The organism is Escherichia sp. HH091_1A (assembly GCF_030295175.1).
GTDB lineage: Bacteria > Pseudomonadota > Gammaproteobacteria > Enterobacterales > Enterobacteriaceae > Escherichia > Escherichia coli_F.
The window spans coordinates 1,390,290-1,406,211 of sequence record NZ_AP025747.1; the positions used below are offsets into that span (position 1 = coordinate 1,390,290).

The window sequence follows — 15,922 nt, forward strand, 5'->3', positions numbered from 1 at the left end:
CCGATTTACCATTAAGCGATCGCGTTCTCTTCCAGTTCACGCATAAACTGGCGAATCCATTCGATACGCGTTTTCCGCTCGCTCAAATCCTGAATAAACTTCAGGCGCGTCGGACCATCAAGGCGGTAATGCTGTGGCTGTTTTTGCAGCAAACCAATCAACCAGGCCGGATTAACGTGATTCTTCTCGGCAAATTCGATCACCCCACCTTTCTCATTACCTTCCAGCTTCCTGATCCCCAGTTTCTGCGCTTGCTGGCGCAGACGGGCAATATCCAGCAGGGTACGCGCCGGATCCGGCAGCAGGCCGAAGCGATCGATAAGCTCAACTTTGATCTCTTCCAGTTCGTTTTCCGTTTTGGCGCTGGCAATACGTTTATAGAATGACAAACGCGTATTCACGTCAGGAATGAAATCATCTGGCAATAGCGACGGCATCCGCAGCTCGACTTCTGTTTGCTGACTGGTGAGATCTTCCAGCGATGGCTCGCGTCCGGCTTTCAGCGCATCGACGGCGTTTTCCAGCAACTCCATATACAGCGAGAAACCGATGGTTTCCATTGAGCCGCTTTGTTCTTCGCCAAGCAGTTCACCTGCGCCGCGGATCTCCAGATCGTGCGTTGCCAGCGCAAAACCTGCACCGAGATCTTCCAGCGAGGCAATCGCTTCAAGACGTTTTTGCGCATCGGTGGTCATCGCTTTTGGATGCGGCGTCAGCAGCCATGCATATGCCTGATGATGCGAACGTCCGACTCGACCGCGCAACTGATGCAGCTGCGCCAGACCGAAGTGATCCGCTCGCTCGATGATAATGGTGTTGGCAGTCGGGATATCGATCCCGGTTTCGATAATGGTGGTACAAACCAGCACGTTGAAACGTTGATGATGGAAATCATTCATCACCCGTTCCAGTTCGCGCTCGCGCATCTGCCCGTGACCGATGGCGATCCGCGCTTCTGGTACCAGTTCTGCCATTCGTTCGGCGGCTTTCTGAATGTTTTCCACATCATTGTAGAGATAATAAACCTGCCCCCCGCGCAGAATTTCGCGCAGGATCGCCTCCCGTACCACCAGACTATCGTACTCACGAACAAAGGTTTTAACTGCCAGACGACGGGCTGGCGGCGTGGCAATAATCGACAGATCGCGCATTCCGCTCATCGCCATATTCAGCGTACGTGGGATCGGCGTTGCGGTAAGTGTCAGAATATCCACGTTCGCCCGCATCGCTTTAATGCGCTCTTTATGACGCACCCCGAAGCGGTGTTCTTCATCGACAATCAGCAGACCTAAATCTTTAAACTTGACGTCATTTTGCAGCAGTTTGTGCGTACCGATCAGAATATCGATTTTCCCTTCCGCCACTTCCGCAAGGATTTGCGTCTGCTCTTTGGCGCTGCGGAAACGGGAGATCATTTCGATGCGTACCGGCCAGTTGGCGAAACGGTCGCGGAAGTTGTCGTAATGCTGCTGCGCGAGAAGGGTGGTAGGCACCAGCACCGCCACCTGCTTGTGGTTATCTACCGCCAGGAAAGCGGCGCGCATCGCAACTTCTGTTTTACCAAAGCCAACATCGCCGCACACCAGACGATCCATCGCCAGCGGCTGACACATATCGCTAAGCACTGCATTAATGGCTTGCGCCTGATCCGGCGTGGTTTCAAACGGGAAGCTGTCGCAGAACAATTGATATTGTTCACGATCGTGTTTAAACGCGAAGCCCTCTTTGGCGGCGCGTTGCGCGTAGATATCCAGCAATTCTGCCGCCACATCACGCACTTTTTCCGCCGCTTTCTGCCGCGCGCGTGACCACGCATCGCCGCCAAGTTTATGCAGCGGGGCATTTTCTTCCGCGCCACCTGCGTACCGGCTAATCAGATGCAGTGACGACACCGGAACATACAGTTTGGCGTCGTTGGCATAGGTGAGCATCAAATACTCGCCGGTAATGCCGCCGGCTTCCAGCGTGGTCATTCCTGCATAGCGCCCGACGCCGTGCTCCAGATGGACCACCGGCTGACCAATATGCAGCTCCGCAAGGTTACGGATCAGTGTATCGGGGTTGATGGCGCGGCGAGAATCCTGACGACGACGGGCAACGCGTTCACCGAGCAGATCGCTTTCGCAAATCAGCGCCAGATTACGTACCGTATCGACAAAACCATGTTCGGCAGCGCCAATCATCAGATAACGCCCACGGTCGTTGGCTTCATCAAGACGCATAATGCGTTGAGGAGCAATTTTAATTCGCGCGAGCAGTTCACCCAGCGCTTCACGGCGACCTTCACTTTCTACCGAGAACACCACCGGACCGTCGAAAGACTCGAGGAACTTACGCAGCGCATCCAGCGGCGCTTTTTGTTGTGCCTGAACGGCCAGGTCTGGCAGCTTCTGGAAACCTAAATTGGCATTCGCTGCTTTTGTCGGTAAATGTTCAGTTTTTAGCTGCACACGCGGCCAGTTTTTTAGCTCTGAAAAGAGCTCGTCTACCCGCAGCCAGAGCGATTGTGGTGGCAACAGTGGACGCATCGGATCGACGCCGCGATTTTCAAAACGCGCCAGCGTGTCAGCCTGGAAACGTTCGGCACTGTTTTCCAGATCGCCAGTATTCACCAACAGCGTATTGGCAGGGAAATAACTGAACAGTGGCGGCAGCGGTTCGCTGAAGAATAGCGGCTGCCAGTACTCGATCCCGGCAGGTAATGTGCCTTTACTCACTTGCTGATAAATATGTTCCGGGTCGCGCTTCACTTCGAAGGTATCGCGCCACTGGCTGCGGAACAGTTCAATCGCCGCTTTATCGGTCGGAAATTCGTGCGCGGGCAACAGATTGATCGCTTCTACTTCCTCCAGCGTGCGCTGGCTATCGACGTCAAACACCCGCAGACTGTCAATTTCATCATCAAAAAAATCAAGACGATAAGGCAAGTCGCTGCCCATCGGGAAAAGATCCAGCAACGCGCCGCGCGTGGCGTATTCGCCGTGCTCCATAACCTGGTCAACATGGCGATAACCGGCACTGTCCAGTTGCGTACGCAAGGCATCACGAGATAACCGCTGACCTTTTTTCATCATCAGCGCGTGGCCGTGGAGGAAACTGTGCGGGCAAACGCGCTGCATAAGCGTATTCACCGGAACAATCAGTACGCCACGCTGCATCGTCGGTAGCTGGTAAAGAGTGGAAAGGCGTGAGGAGATAATGTCCTGATGAGGTGAAAAACTGTCGTAGGGAAGGGTTTCCCAGTCCGCCAGATTCATCACCATCTGATCGGTAAACTGGCTGATTTCATCATGCAAACGCAGAGCATTTTGCATATCTGGTGCAATAAGTACCACCGGACCGGCGTGACGTTCGGCAATTTCCGCTACCAGCGTCGCGCAGGCAGCGCCAGTTAACTCGCCCAGCAGACGCTGCTCACCCGCTTTGACGGGCAGCGTATAACGATATTGTTCAGGCATAACGGTTGTCAGATTCTCGTTAGGATATGCCTCAACATATGGGGGCATATCTCTGATAAGCAATGCTGTTCATTATCCGTAATCGACATGGTTTAGCAAATTGAATCGCCCCGGCTGGGGCGATGGCTTAGCGGGAGTAACTGACGGCAGCGGGCAGAGAAGGCGGGGAGAACAACAGATCGCTGAATGCGCGCTGTGAAAGTTTTCTTACCAGCAAGCCCGCAACAGTACAAATCAACAAACTGACAAAGGGGTAAACCAGCAGGAGCGTCAGTTCGACTTGCGGCGACCAGCGTGCCGCGTTCATTTGCGGAATCAGGCTTAAGCTGAATATTTCAACCAGAATGCGATGGGTGGTGTAGATAGCAATGGTGTTGGAGCCAATCACATTCAGCAGGCTGGTGGGGCGCATACCGAAACGTTGCTCGTACTGATAAAACAGTTTCATGATCACCACAATCGATACCAGCGACAACAGCAGCGAGATAGTAAACAACCAGGCACCGACCGCCAGAACAGCCAGCAAAGAAGCCATCAGCAGATGGCGGCGCAACGGCACCGCTTTAACACAGGTCATTAATGTTGCGCCAAACCATGCGCCAAGGCTGTAATAAGGCAAATTGCGGATCACACTGTTCATTCCCCACCACGGTGTGGGTACGAAATTAACCGCCACACTCATCAGTACAAACAGAACAAATAACGGCAGGGCCAGGCGGTTAAAAATTTTACATATCACGAAATAGACAATTAAAGCATACAGATACCACAAGCTGGTGCTGGCGGTGATCATCCCGTGCAGGAACTCACCGGTAGAATCGGCATAAGCGGCATTGGAGGCATTACTTAAATTGCGCTCAGGTGCCAGCCACTGATTTAGTGCACTTATCGCCAGCCACTGCACTACGCCCCAAAGCGCCAGCACCCAGAAGATGTTCCAGATCCGTTTATCGAGACAATTTCCCCAGGGTACGCTGTCGATATAGCGGCGAATCAAATAGCCGGAAATAAAGAAAAAAACCGGCATACGAAAGGGGGCAAGGTAAAGATTGAAATAGATCCAGCATTTGCTCAGGACTTCCGATAACGGATGCTGAAAAGTGGTCAGATGCGGATAAAAGGTAATGACCGAGTGATAAATCACCACCAGACAAATACATAACCCTTTGATCTGGTTAATCCATAGCTCTTTTTGTTTCATCAGGACAACACGCTCTTTTTTAATTTACATGCGGTTGATCCTGCGGGTTATGACCCGAGGTGTAATGGGTATCTGTCTGTATTGGATGATTTTTCAGATTAAGATCAGGCGGCAAGATTGATGATAAAACATGGCAATTTAGCCGATTGATTTACGGGGACTTTTCAGATTAGCCCTGACGATCACTTACAGTTCAGACGTTTACCCATCTTGCTTTCGCTTATATACTCGTGTCTTTGCTAACAGCAACCAGACGGATTTCATGTACCAACCTGTCGCTCTATTTATTGGCCTGCGTTACATGCGTGGGCGTGCAGCGGATCGCTTCGGTCGCTTCGTCTCCTGGCTTTCTACCATCGGCATTACCCTCGGGGTGATGGCGCTGGTCACAGTATTGTCAGTGATGAACGGCTTTGAGCGCGAGCTGCAAAACAACATCCTTGGCCTGATGCCACAGGCAATTCTCTCTTCTGAGCATGGCTCTCTTAACCCGCAGCAACTCCCGGAAACGGCAGTCAAACTGGACGGTGTTAATCGCGTCGCACCTATTACTACCGGTGATGTGGTACTGCAAAGTGCACGCAGCGTGGCGGTCGGGGTGATGCTGGGTATCGATCCGGCGCAAAAAGATCCACTAACGCCGTATCTGGTCAATGTGAAACAAGCTGATCTCGAACCGGGGAAATATAATGTCATTCTCGGCGAACAACTTGCCTCACAGTTAGGTGTCAATCGCGGTGATCAAATCCGCGTGATGGTGCCGTCTGCCAGCCAGTTCACGCCGATGGGGCGTATTCCAAGCCAGCGCCTGTTCAATGTGATTGGCACTTTCGCCGCCAACAGTGAAGTCGATGGCTATGAAATGCTGGTGAATATTGAGGATGCCTCGCGTCTGATGCGTTATCCGGCAGGCAATATCACTGGCTGGCGTTTGTGGCTGGATGAGCCGCTGAAAGTTGATTCTTTAAGCCAGCAAAAACTGCCTGAAGGCAGCAAATGGCAGGACTGGCGTGATCGTAAAGGCGAGCTGTTCCAGGCCGTACGCATGGAAAAAAATATGATGGGCTTGCTGCTGAGCCTGATTGTTGCCGTAGCGGCGTTTAACATTATTACCTCGCTAGGGCTGATGGTGATGGAGAAGCAGGGCGAAGTAGCGATCCTGCAAACGCAAGGCTTAACTCCGCGACAAATCATGATGGTCTTTATGGTGCAAGGGGCCAGCGCCGGGATTATCGGTGCGATCCTCGGAGCGGCGCTTGGCGCACTGCTTGCCAGCCAGTTGAATAATCTGATGCCGATAATCGGCGTACTGCTTGATGGTGCGGCACTGCCAGTCGCTATCGAACCTTTACAGGTCATTGTTATTGCGCTGGTGGCGATGGCTATCGCGCTGCTGTCTACGCTTTACCCTTCATGGCGCGCTGCCGCCACTCAACCCGCTGAGGCTTTACGTTATGAATAAGATCCTGTTGCAATGCGACAACCTGTGCAAACGCTATCAGGAAGGCAGTGTGCAAACCGATGTACTGCACAATGTCAGTTTCAGCGTCGGCGAAGGTGAAATGATGGCGATCGTCGGTAGCTCTGGTTCTGGTAAAAGTACCCTGCTGCACCTGCTGGGCGGGCTGGATACGCCAACCTCCGGCGATGTGATCTTTAACGGTCAACCGATGAGCAAACTGTCTTCGGCGGCGAAAGCAGAGCTGCGCAACCAGAAGCTGGGCTTTATTTATCAGTTTCACCACCTGCTGCCGGATTTTACCGCCCTGGAAAACGTGGCTATGCCACTGCTGATTGGCAAGAAAAAGCCCGCTGAAATCAACAGCCGTGCGCTGGAGATGTTAAAAGCGGTGGAGCTGGAGCATCGTGCGAATCACCGTCCATCTGAACTTTCTGGCGGTGAGCGCCAGCGTGTGGCGATTGCCCGTGCGCTGGTCAATAACCCGCGGCTGGTACTGGCGGATGAACCTACAGGTAACCTCGATGCACGTAACGCCGACAGCATCTTCCAGTTGCTTGGGGAGTTGAATCGTTTGCAGGGTACCGCCTTCCTGGTGGTTACTCACGACCTGCAACTGGCGAAACGTATGAGCCGCCAACTGGAAATGCGTGATGGACGTCTGACGGCGGAACTGAGCCTGATGGGAGCGGAGTAATGGCGATGCCTTTATCGTTATTGATTGGCCTGCGTTTTAGTCGCGGACGGCGGCGCGGCGGCATGGTATCGCTGATCTCCGTCATTTCTACCATTGGCATTGCCCTCGGCGTGGCGGTATTGATCGTCGGCTTAAGCGCGATGAACGGCTTTGAACGCGAACTGAACAACCGCATTCTGGCGGTGGTGCCGCATGGCGAAATTGAGGCGGTGGATCAGCCGTGGACTAACTGGCAAGAAGCCCTGGATAACGTGCAAAAAGTGCCGGGTATTGCCGCTGCCGCGCCGTATATCAATTTCACCGGGCTGGTGGAAAGTGGTGCCAATTTGCGCGCAATTCAGGTCAAGGGCGTTAACCCGCAACAGGAACAGCGTTTGAGCGCATTACCCTCGTTTGTCCAGGAAGATGCGTGGAGCAATTTTAAAGCAGGCGAACAGCAAATTATCATCGGCAAAGGCGTGGCGGATGCGCTGAAAGTGAAGCAGGGCGATTGGGTGTCGATTATGATCCCCAACTCGAATCCCGAGCATAAACTGATGCAGCCAAAACGCGTGCGTTTGCACGTTGCCGGTATTTTGCAGTTGAGTGGCCAACTCGATCACAGTTTTGCCATGATCCCGCTGGCGGATGCCCAGCAATATCTTGATATGGGTTCCAGCGTGTCAGGTATTGCCCTTAAAATGACGGATGTTTTCAACGCCAATAAGCTGGTACGCGATGCGGGTGAAGTGACCAACAGCTATGTTTATATTAAAAGCTGGATTGGTACTTACGGCTATATGTATCGCGATATCCAGATGATCCGCGCCATTATGTATCTGGCGATGGTACTGGTGATTGGCGTGGCCTGTTTCAACATCGTCTCTACCTTAGTGATGGCGGTGAAAGACAAGAGTGGCGATATCGCAGTATTAAGAACGCTGGGGGCGAAAGATGGTTTAATTCGCGCCATCTTTGTCTGGTATGGATTGCTGGCAGGGCTGTTCGGCAGCCTGTGTGGGGTGATTATCGGCGTGGTGGTTTCACTGCAACTTACCCCGATTATTGAGTGGATTGAAAAGCTGATCGGTCATCAGTTCCTCTCCAGCGATATCTATTTTATTGACTTCCTGCCATCGGAATTGCACTGGCTGGACGTCTTCTACGTACTGGTCACAGCATTGTTGCTGAGTCTTTTGGCAAGTTGGTATCCGGCGCGGCGCGCCAGTAATATTGACCCTGCGCGAGTCCTTAGCGGCCAGTAAAGGCAGTACATTAAAACAAGGAGCGGCAATGTATTACGGGTTTGATATTGGTGGAACAAAAATTGCGCTTGGCGTGTTTGATAGCGGTCGGCAGTTGCAGTGGGAAAAGCGGGTGCCGACACCGCGTGACAGCTATGACGCATTTTTAGATGCAGTGTGCGAGCTGGTGGCTGAAGCCGATAAGCGTTTTGGCTGTAAAGGTTCTGTAGGCATCGGTATTCCGGGAATGCCGGAAACAGAAGATGGTACGCTGTATGCCGCCAATGTCCCCGCTGCCAGCGGTAAATCGCTGCGTGCCGACCTGAGCGTACGTCTTGATCGCGATGTCCGCCTTGATAACGATGCCAACTGTTTTGCCCTTTCAGAAGCCTGGGATGATGAATTTACTCAATATCCACTGGTGATGGGGTTGATTCTCGGCACCGGCGTTGGCGGCGGGCTGATTTTCAACGGTAAACCAATTACCGGTAAAAGCTATATTACCGGCGAGTTTGGCCATATGCGTCTGCCGGTTGATGCGTTAACCATGATGGGGCTGGATTTCCCATTACGCCGCTGCGGCTGTGGTCAGCATGGCTGCATTGAAAATTATCTGTCTGGTCGCGGTTTTGCGTGGCTGTATCAACACTATTATCATCAACCGTTGCAGGCTCCCGAAATTATTGCGCTTTATGATCAAGGCGATGAGCAGGCAAGGGCGCACGTTGAGCGTTATCTGGATTTATTAGCGGTTTGTCTGGGAAATATCCTGACCATTGTTGACCCTGACCTGGTCGTCATTGGTGGTGGCTTATCGAATTTCCCGGCAATCACAACGCAACTGGCGGACAGGCTGCCTCGTCATCTCTTACCTGTAGCTCGTGTTCCGCGCATTGAACGCGCGCGCCACGGTGATGCGGGAGGAATGCGTGGTGCGGCTTTCCTACATCTAACCGATTAAACAACAGAGGTTGCTATGCTGTCGCGTCGGGGTCATCGGTTAAGTCGTTTTCGTAAAAATAAACGCCGCCTGCGCGAGCGTTTGCGTCAGCGTATTTTTTTCAGAGATAAAGTGGTGCCGGAAGCAATGGAAAAACCAAGAGTACTCGTACTGACTGGGGCAGGTATTTCTGCGGAATCAGGTATTCGTACCTTTCGCGCCGCAGATGGCCTGTGGGAAGAACATCGGGTTGAAGATGTGGCAACGCCGGAAGGTTTCGATCGCGATCCTGAACTGGTACAAGCGTTTTATAACGCCCGCCGTCGACAGCTGCAGCAGCCAGAAATTCAGCCTAACGCCGCGCATCTTGCGCTGGCTAAACTGCAAGATGCTCTCGGCGATCGCTTTTTGCTGGTGACGCAGAATATCGACAATCTGCACGAACGCGCAGGTAATACCAATGTGATTCATATGCATGGGGAATTGCTGAAAGTTCGCTGTTCGCAAAGTGGTCAGATTCTCGACTGGACCGGAGACGTTACGCCAGAAGATAAATGCCATTGTTGCCAGTTCCCGGCACCCTTGCGCCCGCACGTCGTTTGGTTTGGCGAAATGCCACTCGGCATGGATGAAATTTATATGGCGTTGTCGATGGCCGATATTTTCATTGCCATTGGTACTTCCGGGCATGTTTATCCGGCGGCTGGATTTGTTCACGAAGCGAAACTGCATGGTGCGCACACTGTGGAACTCAATCTTGAACCGAGTCAGGTCGGTAATGAATTTGCCGAGAAATATTACGGCCCGGCAAGCCAGGTGGTGCCAGAGTTTGTTGAAAAGTTGCTGAAGGGCTTATAAAGCAGGAAGCATTGCCTGATGCGCTACGCTTATCAGGCCTGCGATGGGGCGCAATGAATTGAATTTGCGGGTGTCGTAGACCAGAGAAGGCGTTGACGCCGCATCTGGCATATTTACTGCCTCTTTTAGCGTTTACTCGTCCATAACAGCAACATTAGCCACATCCTTGCTAAATAAAAAACGGGCGGTAATATCACCGCCCGCTTGCTGAATTAACGTCCTGCTTTCAGCTTCTGATAATACTCTTCATAAATGCTGCTGGCTGCGCCAACGTCATTCTGCCATTCGCCATTTTTAATGGTTTCAGCATCCGGGTAGAGCGTTTTATCGTTCGCCACTTCCGGGCTTAACAGCTTACGCGCGGCGAGGTTTGGCGTTGGATAACCGATAGTTTCAGCAACCTGTTTTGCCACATCCGGGCGCAGCAGGAAGTTGATCAATTTCAGCGCGCCTTCTTTGTTTTTGGCATTTGCCGGGATCGCCAGGCTGTCCATCCAGAAAATGCCGCCTTCTTTCGGCCACACCACATCAATTGGCGTACCCGCCTGGCGTGCAACGAAAGCAGAACCGTTCCAGATCATGCCGAGGTTAACTTCGCCTTCCATATACGGGTTCGCCGGGTTATCGGAGTTAAACGCCGCGACGTTTGGCATCAGTTTTTTCAGCTCGTTGTATGCAGCTTCAATCTCTTTCGGATCGGTGGTGTTACCGGAGTAGCCCAGCTTACGCAGCGCCATCTGGAACACTTCACGGGCATCGTCGGTCAGCAGCAGGCTGCCTTTGTACTCAGGTTTCCACAGATCGGCCCAGCTGGTGACAGATTTCGGATCCACCGCATCACCGTTAACGCCAATCGCCGTCGCACCCCAGATATACGGAATGGAATAGTCGTTATTCGGGTCAAACGGCTTGTTGAGCATGTCTGGATCGAGGTTGCTGAAATTGCTTAACTTCGACTTGTCGATCTTCTGGATCATCCCTTCTTTACGCATTTTATCGACGTAATAGGTTGAAGGAACCACCAGGTCATAGGCACCGTCTTTGTACGTTTTCAGCTTCGCGTACATGGTTTCGTTCGACTCGTAAGTCGAATAGATAACCTTAATACCGGTTTCTTTGGTGAACTGTTCAAGCAGTCCTGGCGGCACGTACTCGGTCCAGTTGTAGAAATACAGCGTGTTGTTGTCATCGGCGTGAGCGGCGCTCATGCCCAGTGCCAGAGCACCCGCCGCGAGCAGGTGGCGTGACCATTTTTTCATTTAACGTCCCCTGTGTTACCTTTCGTTTTATCACGAGCAATAAGCTGGCTGGCAATTACCATCACCAGCGACAGCACCAGTAATATGGTTGCCAGCGCGTTAACTTCCGGCGATACGCCGACTTTGACCATCGAATAAATTTTTAACGGCAGAATTTCATAACTCGGCCCGGTGACAAACGAAGAAACCACCACGTCGTCCATCGACAGGGTAAAGCTTAACACCCAGCCCGCAGCTACCGCTGGCATTGCCAGTGGCAGAATGATTTTTCGCAGAATGGTAAATTCGCTGGCACCGAGATCTTTCGCCGCTTCCAGCATTCGCACATCAAAACCTTTCAGGCGCGAATACACCGTCACCACCACAAACGGCAGGCAGAAGGTGATATGCGAGAACAGCAGCGACCAGAAGCCAAGCTGAATACCCAGCAGCATAAACAGCACCAGCAGCGAAATCGCCATTACGATATCTGGTGACATCATCACCACAAATAGCATTCCGCTAACGAACGGCTTACCACGAAAGCGATAACGGTACAGCGCAACTGCCGTCAGTGAACCGATAAGCGTAGCAAACGTCGCCGAAAACACCGCCATTGTTAGTGAATGCTGCGCTGCCTGTAACAGGCTGTCGTTGTTCATCAGCAGGCTATACCATTTGGTGGTAAAACCCTGCCAGTTGATGCCAAAGCGCGAGCTGTTAAAGGAGTTCACAATCAAAATAATGATTGGGATATACAGGTACGCGTAGATAGCGGTCATAAAACCGCCGCGAAGCAGTCGACCGATCATTCGAGTTCCACCTTCTTATTCATAAGGCGGGACACTTTCAGGATTTTGAATTTATTCAATTTTTTCCTTTCTCCAAAATCTCTCCAAAACGTTTCCCCAAAACTAGGCCACGCATTTTACAACACTTTTTTCCTGAGATGGTGACGGATATTCCATATGGTGTTTGTCAAATAACCAACTTAACCCATTCCTGACCTCGAGTATCGTTATAGCGATCGGTGGTTGCCTGGACTTTATGTCCTAGTAATGTTTTTGTATCGATACCCTGTGCACGGTACAGCCGTTCTGATAGAGAGCGTTGTTCATGAAATGTTGGCGGAGTTTTTCCTGCTGGTGGAATTATCCCAGCCAGATCCCGTGCTTTGGCAAAGTAGTCGCTCAGGTTGTCTTTACTCATCGACTTCGGTTGTTTCTGGTGCCGACTATGGATTAGATATGGACTTAATATTCTGTCTCGGCACCCATCAATAACTTCTTTTAACGTTATCCCAATGGCATCACAGCGTAGTGTAAGCGGTAACGCCAGACGCATTCCGGTTTTTCCCTGGGTGATATGCAAGTGTTCGTTCCACACATCTGAAAAACGCATGTGGCAAATGTCATCACGGCGCTGACCAGTTACAATCGCAAGAAGCATTGCGTTACGGATAAAGTGTTTTTCAGGCGTTGCGTTGTAAATTTTTTGCCAGTCTTCCAGGGTGAGTCTGGCTCTGGTTACTTTAGGGATCGGTTTACGGGTAGCCTCCGGAGGATTCCATCCAGGAGGAACTTCCCCTGCATGCTGTGCTTCTTTATAAATATCAACCCATAATCCACGATTTACTCTCGCTGTGCTGACCATGTCTTTATCCAGCCACTCATCCAGTATTAATGCAAAGTCTCTTACTTCCAGTTCTTTCAATGGGTGGTTTCCCAGACGGGAAACCAGGTATGCAGCCATTCGAGTTTTTTCTTTGTGAGTTGTAGCTGCAATATCTCCATTTTTCAGTCGCGTGTCCTGTATTTTCAGATATCGATCAACCCATGCCTTTAATCTGATACCCCGACGTTTTGTTGCTGACGGACTTTCATCAATTTTGCGCATGAAATATTCAGCTTCTGCTGCAGCTATTCGCTGATTGGCTGTGGAAGCGATTTTTTCTGCCTTACCTTTGTCTGTTCCGAGTCCGTGAAATTTTCCAGTCACAGGATTTTTATACTGGTAGTAAACTCTGCCAGTTCTGCGATCAAACTTTTCGTAAAGACCGGCTACGTCAGTGCTGTTTTTTCGTGGCCTCGGTGACATGAGTTAAAATCTCCTTCAGTGCATCATCATCGCCAGTATGAATTTCCGGCGCAATTCCCGTTTCACCAGGCCCAACAAATACTGCTCGGCGATCTATCAGCCAACGCCCACGAATTTTTTGTGGTCTTGGAACGATGTATCCTAGTTTTCCGTATTTCACCAGGGTAGTGTTTGTTATTGGGAGACTGAACCGTTTTGGTTTCCACTCGTCGAGCGTTATCAGGTACTGTTCGCTCATGGCTATCACTCCGGAACGCGCCAGTTGCAGAATATCAACGACAACTGGCGACGGTTGAACATTAAAAATCAGCCTGATTCGGGATCAGTTTTTGCCAGATAGCTGAAACGTATTTTGCCTGGTGACGGGCGTCATCCAGTGCATTATGGCGCTCACCTTCGAATGGGATAGCAGTTCTGGCATCGAAGTCTATGGCTTTCCCCAGCTCAACGATTGTGCGTACATCGCGATCGTTGCAGTAGCGCCACGGGCAGGGGATACCCTGTCGTTCGTATGAACGGCGTAAAATCACGTTGTCGAAGTTGGCCCCATTACCCCAGACCTGAACAAAAAATTCACCGGAGTTTTCGTCGATAAATTCCCGCAATTGCAGTAGTGCATCATCTAACGGGATTTCATCGGTCATAATGGCAGACTGCGCCTCACGTGATTGCTTCAGCCACCATTTAATGACGTCACGATCAATGACTCCGCCAGCAGTATCCAGATCGATGGTCTTGCTAAATTCCGGTCCCATATCTCCGGTTTGTGGATCGAAAAATATTGCGCCTATTGAGATAATCGGGGCATCGGGATTTTTTCCCATGGTTTCAAGGTCGATCATCAGATGAATCCCCGCTCTGCTGGTGGATGTGAGCTTATGATGACCATTCACCTTAATTAAGGGATCTGTCGCCTCGCCAGTTTTATTATCGCTGGCGTGATGCTGATTGCCGCCAGGGTTCTCCTTGTGTGGATGTTCAGCGCCTTCCATTTCCTCCGGATCATTTTCCTGAACTTCAACCTGATTCTCTTCATCGAATGTTTCCTGGTATGTTGCGTCGCCCATCACCGCGCCACAATCAGGGCAGTTGCCGCCACCGCTCTGACCGCAGGCGGTGCAGACTTTTTCCGGTTCCTGTTGCGCTACTGGTTCGGATTGTTTCGTTTCTGGCCCGTTTTGTAACGCATTTGGGCTGTTTTGTTCCGCTTTTTGGTCGTTCCGTTCCGATTCATGCTGGTTCTGGTTCACAGAATCGCGAGTCTGGATCCCCTTGACCCATTTCGGATCATTAGGGTCGCTAATCCCCTCAACAAATTCATCACGCGATACAGCAAGTAACTTATCGGCGTCAGGCTGGCTGATATTGGCTGCCTGCATAATTTTGTTTACTTCGTCAGCGGTGACTTTTACTTGGTTAGCGGAACTCACCTGCGACTGAGCGTTCTGGCAATGTTCAGTTGTATCCGGTTCCATTGTTTCAGTTGTTGCCTGTTCACCTGCCATTGCGTCAGATGGTTGTGGTTTTTCTTCTTCTGTTTCACGTTCAGTAACCACCTCGCGGTTAATTTCTTCCAGGATATCTTTTTCCGGCGTATGCCGGGCAGCTGTGAGAGTTTCCTTGCTGGGGTTCTCGTGATCAGTTTCCGTCAAATAGGCGTTGATATACCCCTGAAGGCGTCCCGGGTAGTGATAAAATTCAGGGTGTGCGCTTCGGATAAGTGCAAAAATAGCGGCGCGGGAATAGTCCAGAATACCCGGGGTTGCACGAAGTGCTGCGGACCATTCTTTGAACGGACTTTCTTTTTTCAGGACTACTTCTTTTGCGCGACGATAAACGCTGCCCGGAATTTCATAAATATTAAAATCCATCGGAAGTGTGGCTGCTGCAATCTCCACATCCAGTGTGTCGAGGGTGTGTACTAAATTCGGATTGCGATCGGTTTTGTTCCCACCGCCAGCATTAGCACCGGAAGCCGTGCGGGTGATGCGTGAAACACGATTTCCTTTCATCCACTCTTTTGTCAGCAGACCCCGATCAGTGTAGTCAGCGTCCAGGTATGCTTCGAAAAAAGCAGTTATTAGTCCCAGGTCTGAATTACCAGGATTAGGGAAAACTTTGTCAGTGTCACGAACCAGTTTGTGGAGGTCGCGAATCTCCAGCGAGTCGAGCAGACTGGTTTTATGCGAAATAGCCAGGGCAGTAACAGCCGGTAGTTCTTCAGCCCGTGCAATGTGTAATGCCTGGAGTTCGTCGCGTGAAACGTGCGTTACTGGTTTTTCGCTGCCGTGTTGAGCAAGCCAACGAATGGGCAGTTCCTGACCGGAGACAGGCAGAAGCATGCTCTCCTCAATCTCAGTCATGTCTTCGCCGTTGATGTTGGTATTGTCAGTGCTGGCTGGTTTGTCCTGAACAGAGGGGGAAGGGCCGATAAATGTCATTGTGATGCCATCTTTCCCGCCTTTTTCATAGCGGTTGCAGAATTCAGTATCAAACACGCCTTCTGGCGGAAGGTCGTCAACAACGGGCAAATTGACGCGGACGGGTTTTTTAAAGTCGTCTTCATCATAATCGTTGTCATCCATTGCGGTAATGCAGCGGGAGATTGCAACAGATAATTTTTTTGCTGTAGTCCAGTAAAAACCACCTTTAATTCCTAGGCGTTTTCTTACTTTGTCATTTTTTGCTTCGCAATATAGTGCAAATTCTTCTTTATCAGTGCTCATTATTGATAAACCTCATCACAGATTT

General features: G+C 51.0%; 12 protein-coding genes. 5 read left to right on the forward strand and 7 right to left on the reverse strand.

Annotated features, from left to right (window positions below):
• Positions 1 to 11: 11 nt before the first annotated feature.
• Together mfd and QUF14_RS06770 are read right to left on the reverse strand one after the other, a co-directional pair.
• Positions 12 to 3,458: a transcription-repair coupling factor gene (mfd, locus tag QUF14_RS06765; RefSeq protein WP_001354916.1), complete on the reverse strand. Its 3,447-nt coding sequence runs from the start codon at positions 3,456 to 3,458 to the stop codon at positions 12 to 14.
• Between the two features lie 127 nt (positions 3,459 to 3,585).
• On the reverse strand, positions 3,586 to 4,659 hold the full coding sequence (locus tag QUF14_RS06770; protein WP_000810234.1) for an acyltransferase family protein: 1,074 nt from the start codon (positions 4,657 to 4,659) through the stop codon (positions 3,586 to 3,588).
• A 262-nt stretch (positions 4,660 to 4,921) separates the two neighbouring features.
• Here QUF14_RS06770 and lolC point away from each other — a divergent pair, with 262 nt between their 5' ends.
• The 5 genes from lolC to cobB are packed head-to-tail and all read left to right on the forward strand — an operon-like array spanning position 4,922 to position 9,836.
• The gene (lolC, locus tag QUF14_RS06775) at positions 4,922 to 6,121 is read left to right on the forward strand and encodes a lipoprotein-releasing ABC transporter permease subunit LolC (RefSeq protein WP_000284708.1); all 1,200 of its coding nucleotides are present in this window, start codon (positions 4,922 to 4,924) and stop codon (positions 6,119 to 6,121) included.
• Positions 6,114 to 6,815, forward strand: a complete 702-nt coding sequence (gene lolD / locus QUF14_RS06780) for a lipoprotein-releasing ABC transporter ATP-binding protein LolD (protein ID WP_001033693.1) — start codon at positions 6,114 to 6,116, stop codon at positions 6,813 to 6,815. Before lolC ends, lolD begins: the two co-directional genes overlap by 8 nt.
• Positions 6,815 to 8,059 (forward strand): lipoprotein-releasing ABC transporter permease subunit LolE, encoded by a 1,245-nt coding sequence (gene lolE, locus QUF14_RS06785; RefSeq protein WP_001251355.1) that lies wholly within the window; start codon positions 6,815 to 6,817, stop codon positions 8,057 to 8,059. Before lolD ends, lolE begins: the two co-directional genes overlap by 1 nt.
• Positions 8,060 to 8,087: 28 nt before the next feature.
• The gene (nagK, locus tag QUF14_RS06790) at positions 8,088 to 8,999 is read left to right on the forward strand and encodes an N-acetylglucosamine kinase (protein ID WP_000291250.1); all 912 of its coding nucleotides are present in this window, start codon (positions 8,088 to 8,090) and stop codon (positions 8,997 to 8,999) included.
• Between the two features lie 15 nt (positions 9,000 to 9,014).
• Positions 9,015 to 9,836: a Sir2 family NAD+-dependent deacetylase gene (gene cobB, locus QUF14_RS06795; protein ID WP_000952729.1), complete on the forward strand. Its 822-nt coding sequence runs from the start codon at positions 9,015 to 9,017 to the stop codon at positions 9,834 to 9,836.
• A 212-nt stretch (positions 9,837 to 10,048) separates the two neighbouring features.
• On the opposite strand, the gene potD is transcribed toward cobB, so the two are convergent.
• The 5 genes from potD to QUF14_RS06820 form a co-directional block, all read right to left on the reverse strand.
• Positions 10,049 to 11,095 carry a spermidine/putrescine ABC transporter substrate-binding protein PotD gene (gene potD / locus QUF14_RS06800; RefSeq protein WP_000759309.1) on the reverse strand — a complete coding sequence of 349 codons (1,047 nt, stop codon included), beginning with the start codon at positions 11,093 to 11,095 and terminating at the stop codon, positions 10,049 to 10,051.
• Positions 11,092 to 11,886, reverse strand: a complete 795-nt coding sequence (gene potC, locus QUF14_RS06805) for a spermidine/putrescine ABC transporter permease PotC (RefSeq protein ID WP_000580316.1) — start codon at positions 11,884 to 11,886, stop codon at positions 11,092 to 11,094. Before potC ends, potD begins: the two co-directional genes overlap by 4 nt.
• Before the next feature lie 166 nt (positions 11,887 to 12,052).
• On the reverse strand, positions 12,053 to 13,171 hold the full coding sequence (locus QUF14_RS06810) for a phage integrase Arm DNA-binding domain-containing protein (protein ID WP_000074979.1): 1,119 nt from the start codon (positions 13,169 to 13,171) through the stop codon (positions 12,053 to 12,055).
• Positions 13,140 to 13,409, reverse strand: a complete 270-nt coding sequence (locus QUF14_RS06815; protein WP_000003742.1) for an excisionase — start codon at positions 13,407 to 13,409, stop codon at positions 13,140 to 13,142. Before QUF14_RS06815 ends, QUF14_RS06810 begins: the two co-directional genes overlap by 32 nt.
• A 61-nt stretch (positions 13,410 to 13,470) precedes the next feature.
• Positions 13,471 to 15,897, reverse strand: a complete 2,427-nt coding sequence (locus QUF14_RS06820) for a 3'-5' exonuclease (protein ID WP_065275690.1) — start codon at positions 15,895 to 15,897, stop codon at positions 13,471 to 13,473.
• Positions 15,898 to 15,922 lie beyond the last annotated feature (25 nt).

Coding starts and splice junctions, on each gene's coding strand:
- mfd (WP_001354916.1), bottom strand. CDS start 3,458: ATGCCTGAACAATATCGTTATACGCTGCCCGTCAAAGCGGGTGAGCAG.
- QUF14_RS06770 (WP_000810234.1), bottom strand. CDS start 4,659: ATGAAACAAAAAGAGCTATGGATTAACCAGATCAAAGGGTTATGTATT.
- lolC (WP_000284708.1), top strand. CDS start 4,922: ATGTACCAACCTGTCGCTCTATTTATTGGCCTGCGTTACATGCGTGGG.
- lolD (WP_001033693.1), top strand. CDS start 6,114: ATGAATAAGATCCTGTTGCAATGCGACAACCTGTGCAAACGCTATCAG.
- lolE (WP_001251355.1), top strand. CDS start 6,815: ATGGCGATGCCTTTATCGTTATTGATTGGCCTGCGTTTTAGTCGCGGA.
- nagK (WP_000291250.1), top strand. CDS start 8,088: ATGTATTACGGGTTTGATATTGGTGGAACAAAAATTGCGCTTGGCGTG.
- cobB (WP_000952729.1), top strand. CDS start 9,015: ATGCTGTCGCGTCGGGGTCATCGGTTAAGTCGTTTTCGTAAAAATAAA.
- potD (WP_000759309.1), bottom strand. CDS start 11,095: ATGAAAAAATGGTCACGCCACCTGCTCGCGGCGGGTGCTCTGGCACTG.
- potC (WP_000580316.1), bottom strand. CDS start 11,886: ATGATCGGTCGACTGCTTCGCGGCGGTTTTATGACCGCTATCTACGCG.
- QUF14_RS06810 (WP_000074979.1), bottom strand. CDS start 13,171: ATGTCACCGAGGCCACGAAAAAACAGCACTGACGTAGCCGGTCTTTAC.
- QUF14_RS06815 (WP_000003742.1), bottom strand. CDS start 13,409: ATGAGCGAACAGTACCTGATAACGCTCGACGAGTGGAAACCAAAACGG.
- QUF14_RS06820 (WP_065275690.1), bottom strand. CDS start 15,897: ATGAGCACTGATAAAGAAGAATTTGCACTATATTGCGAAGCAAAAAAT.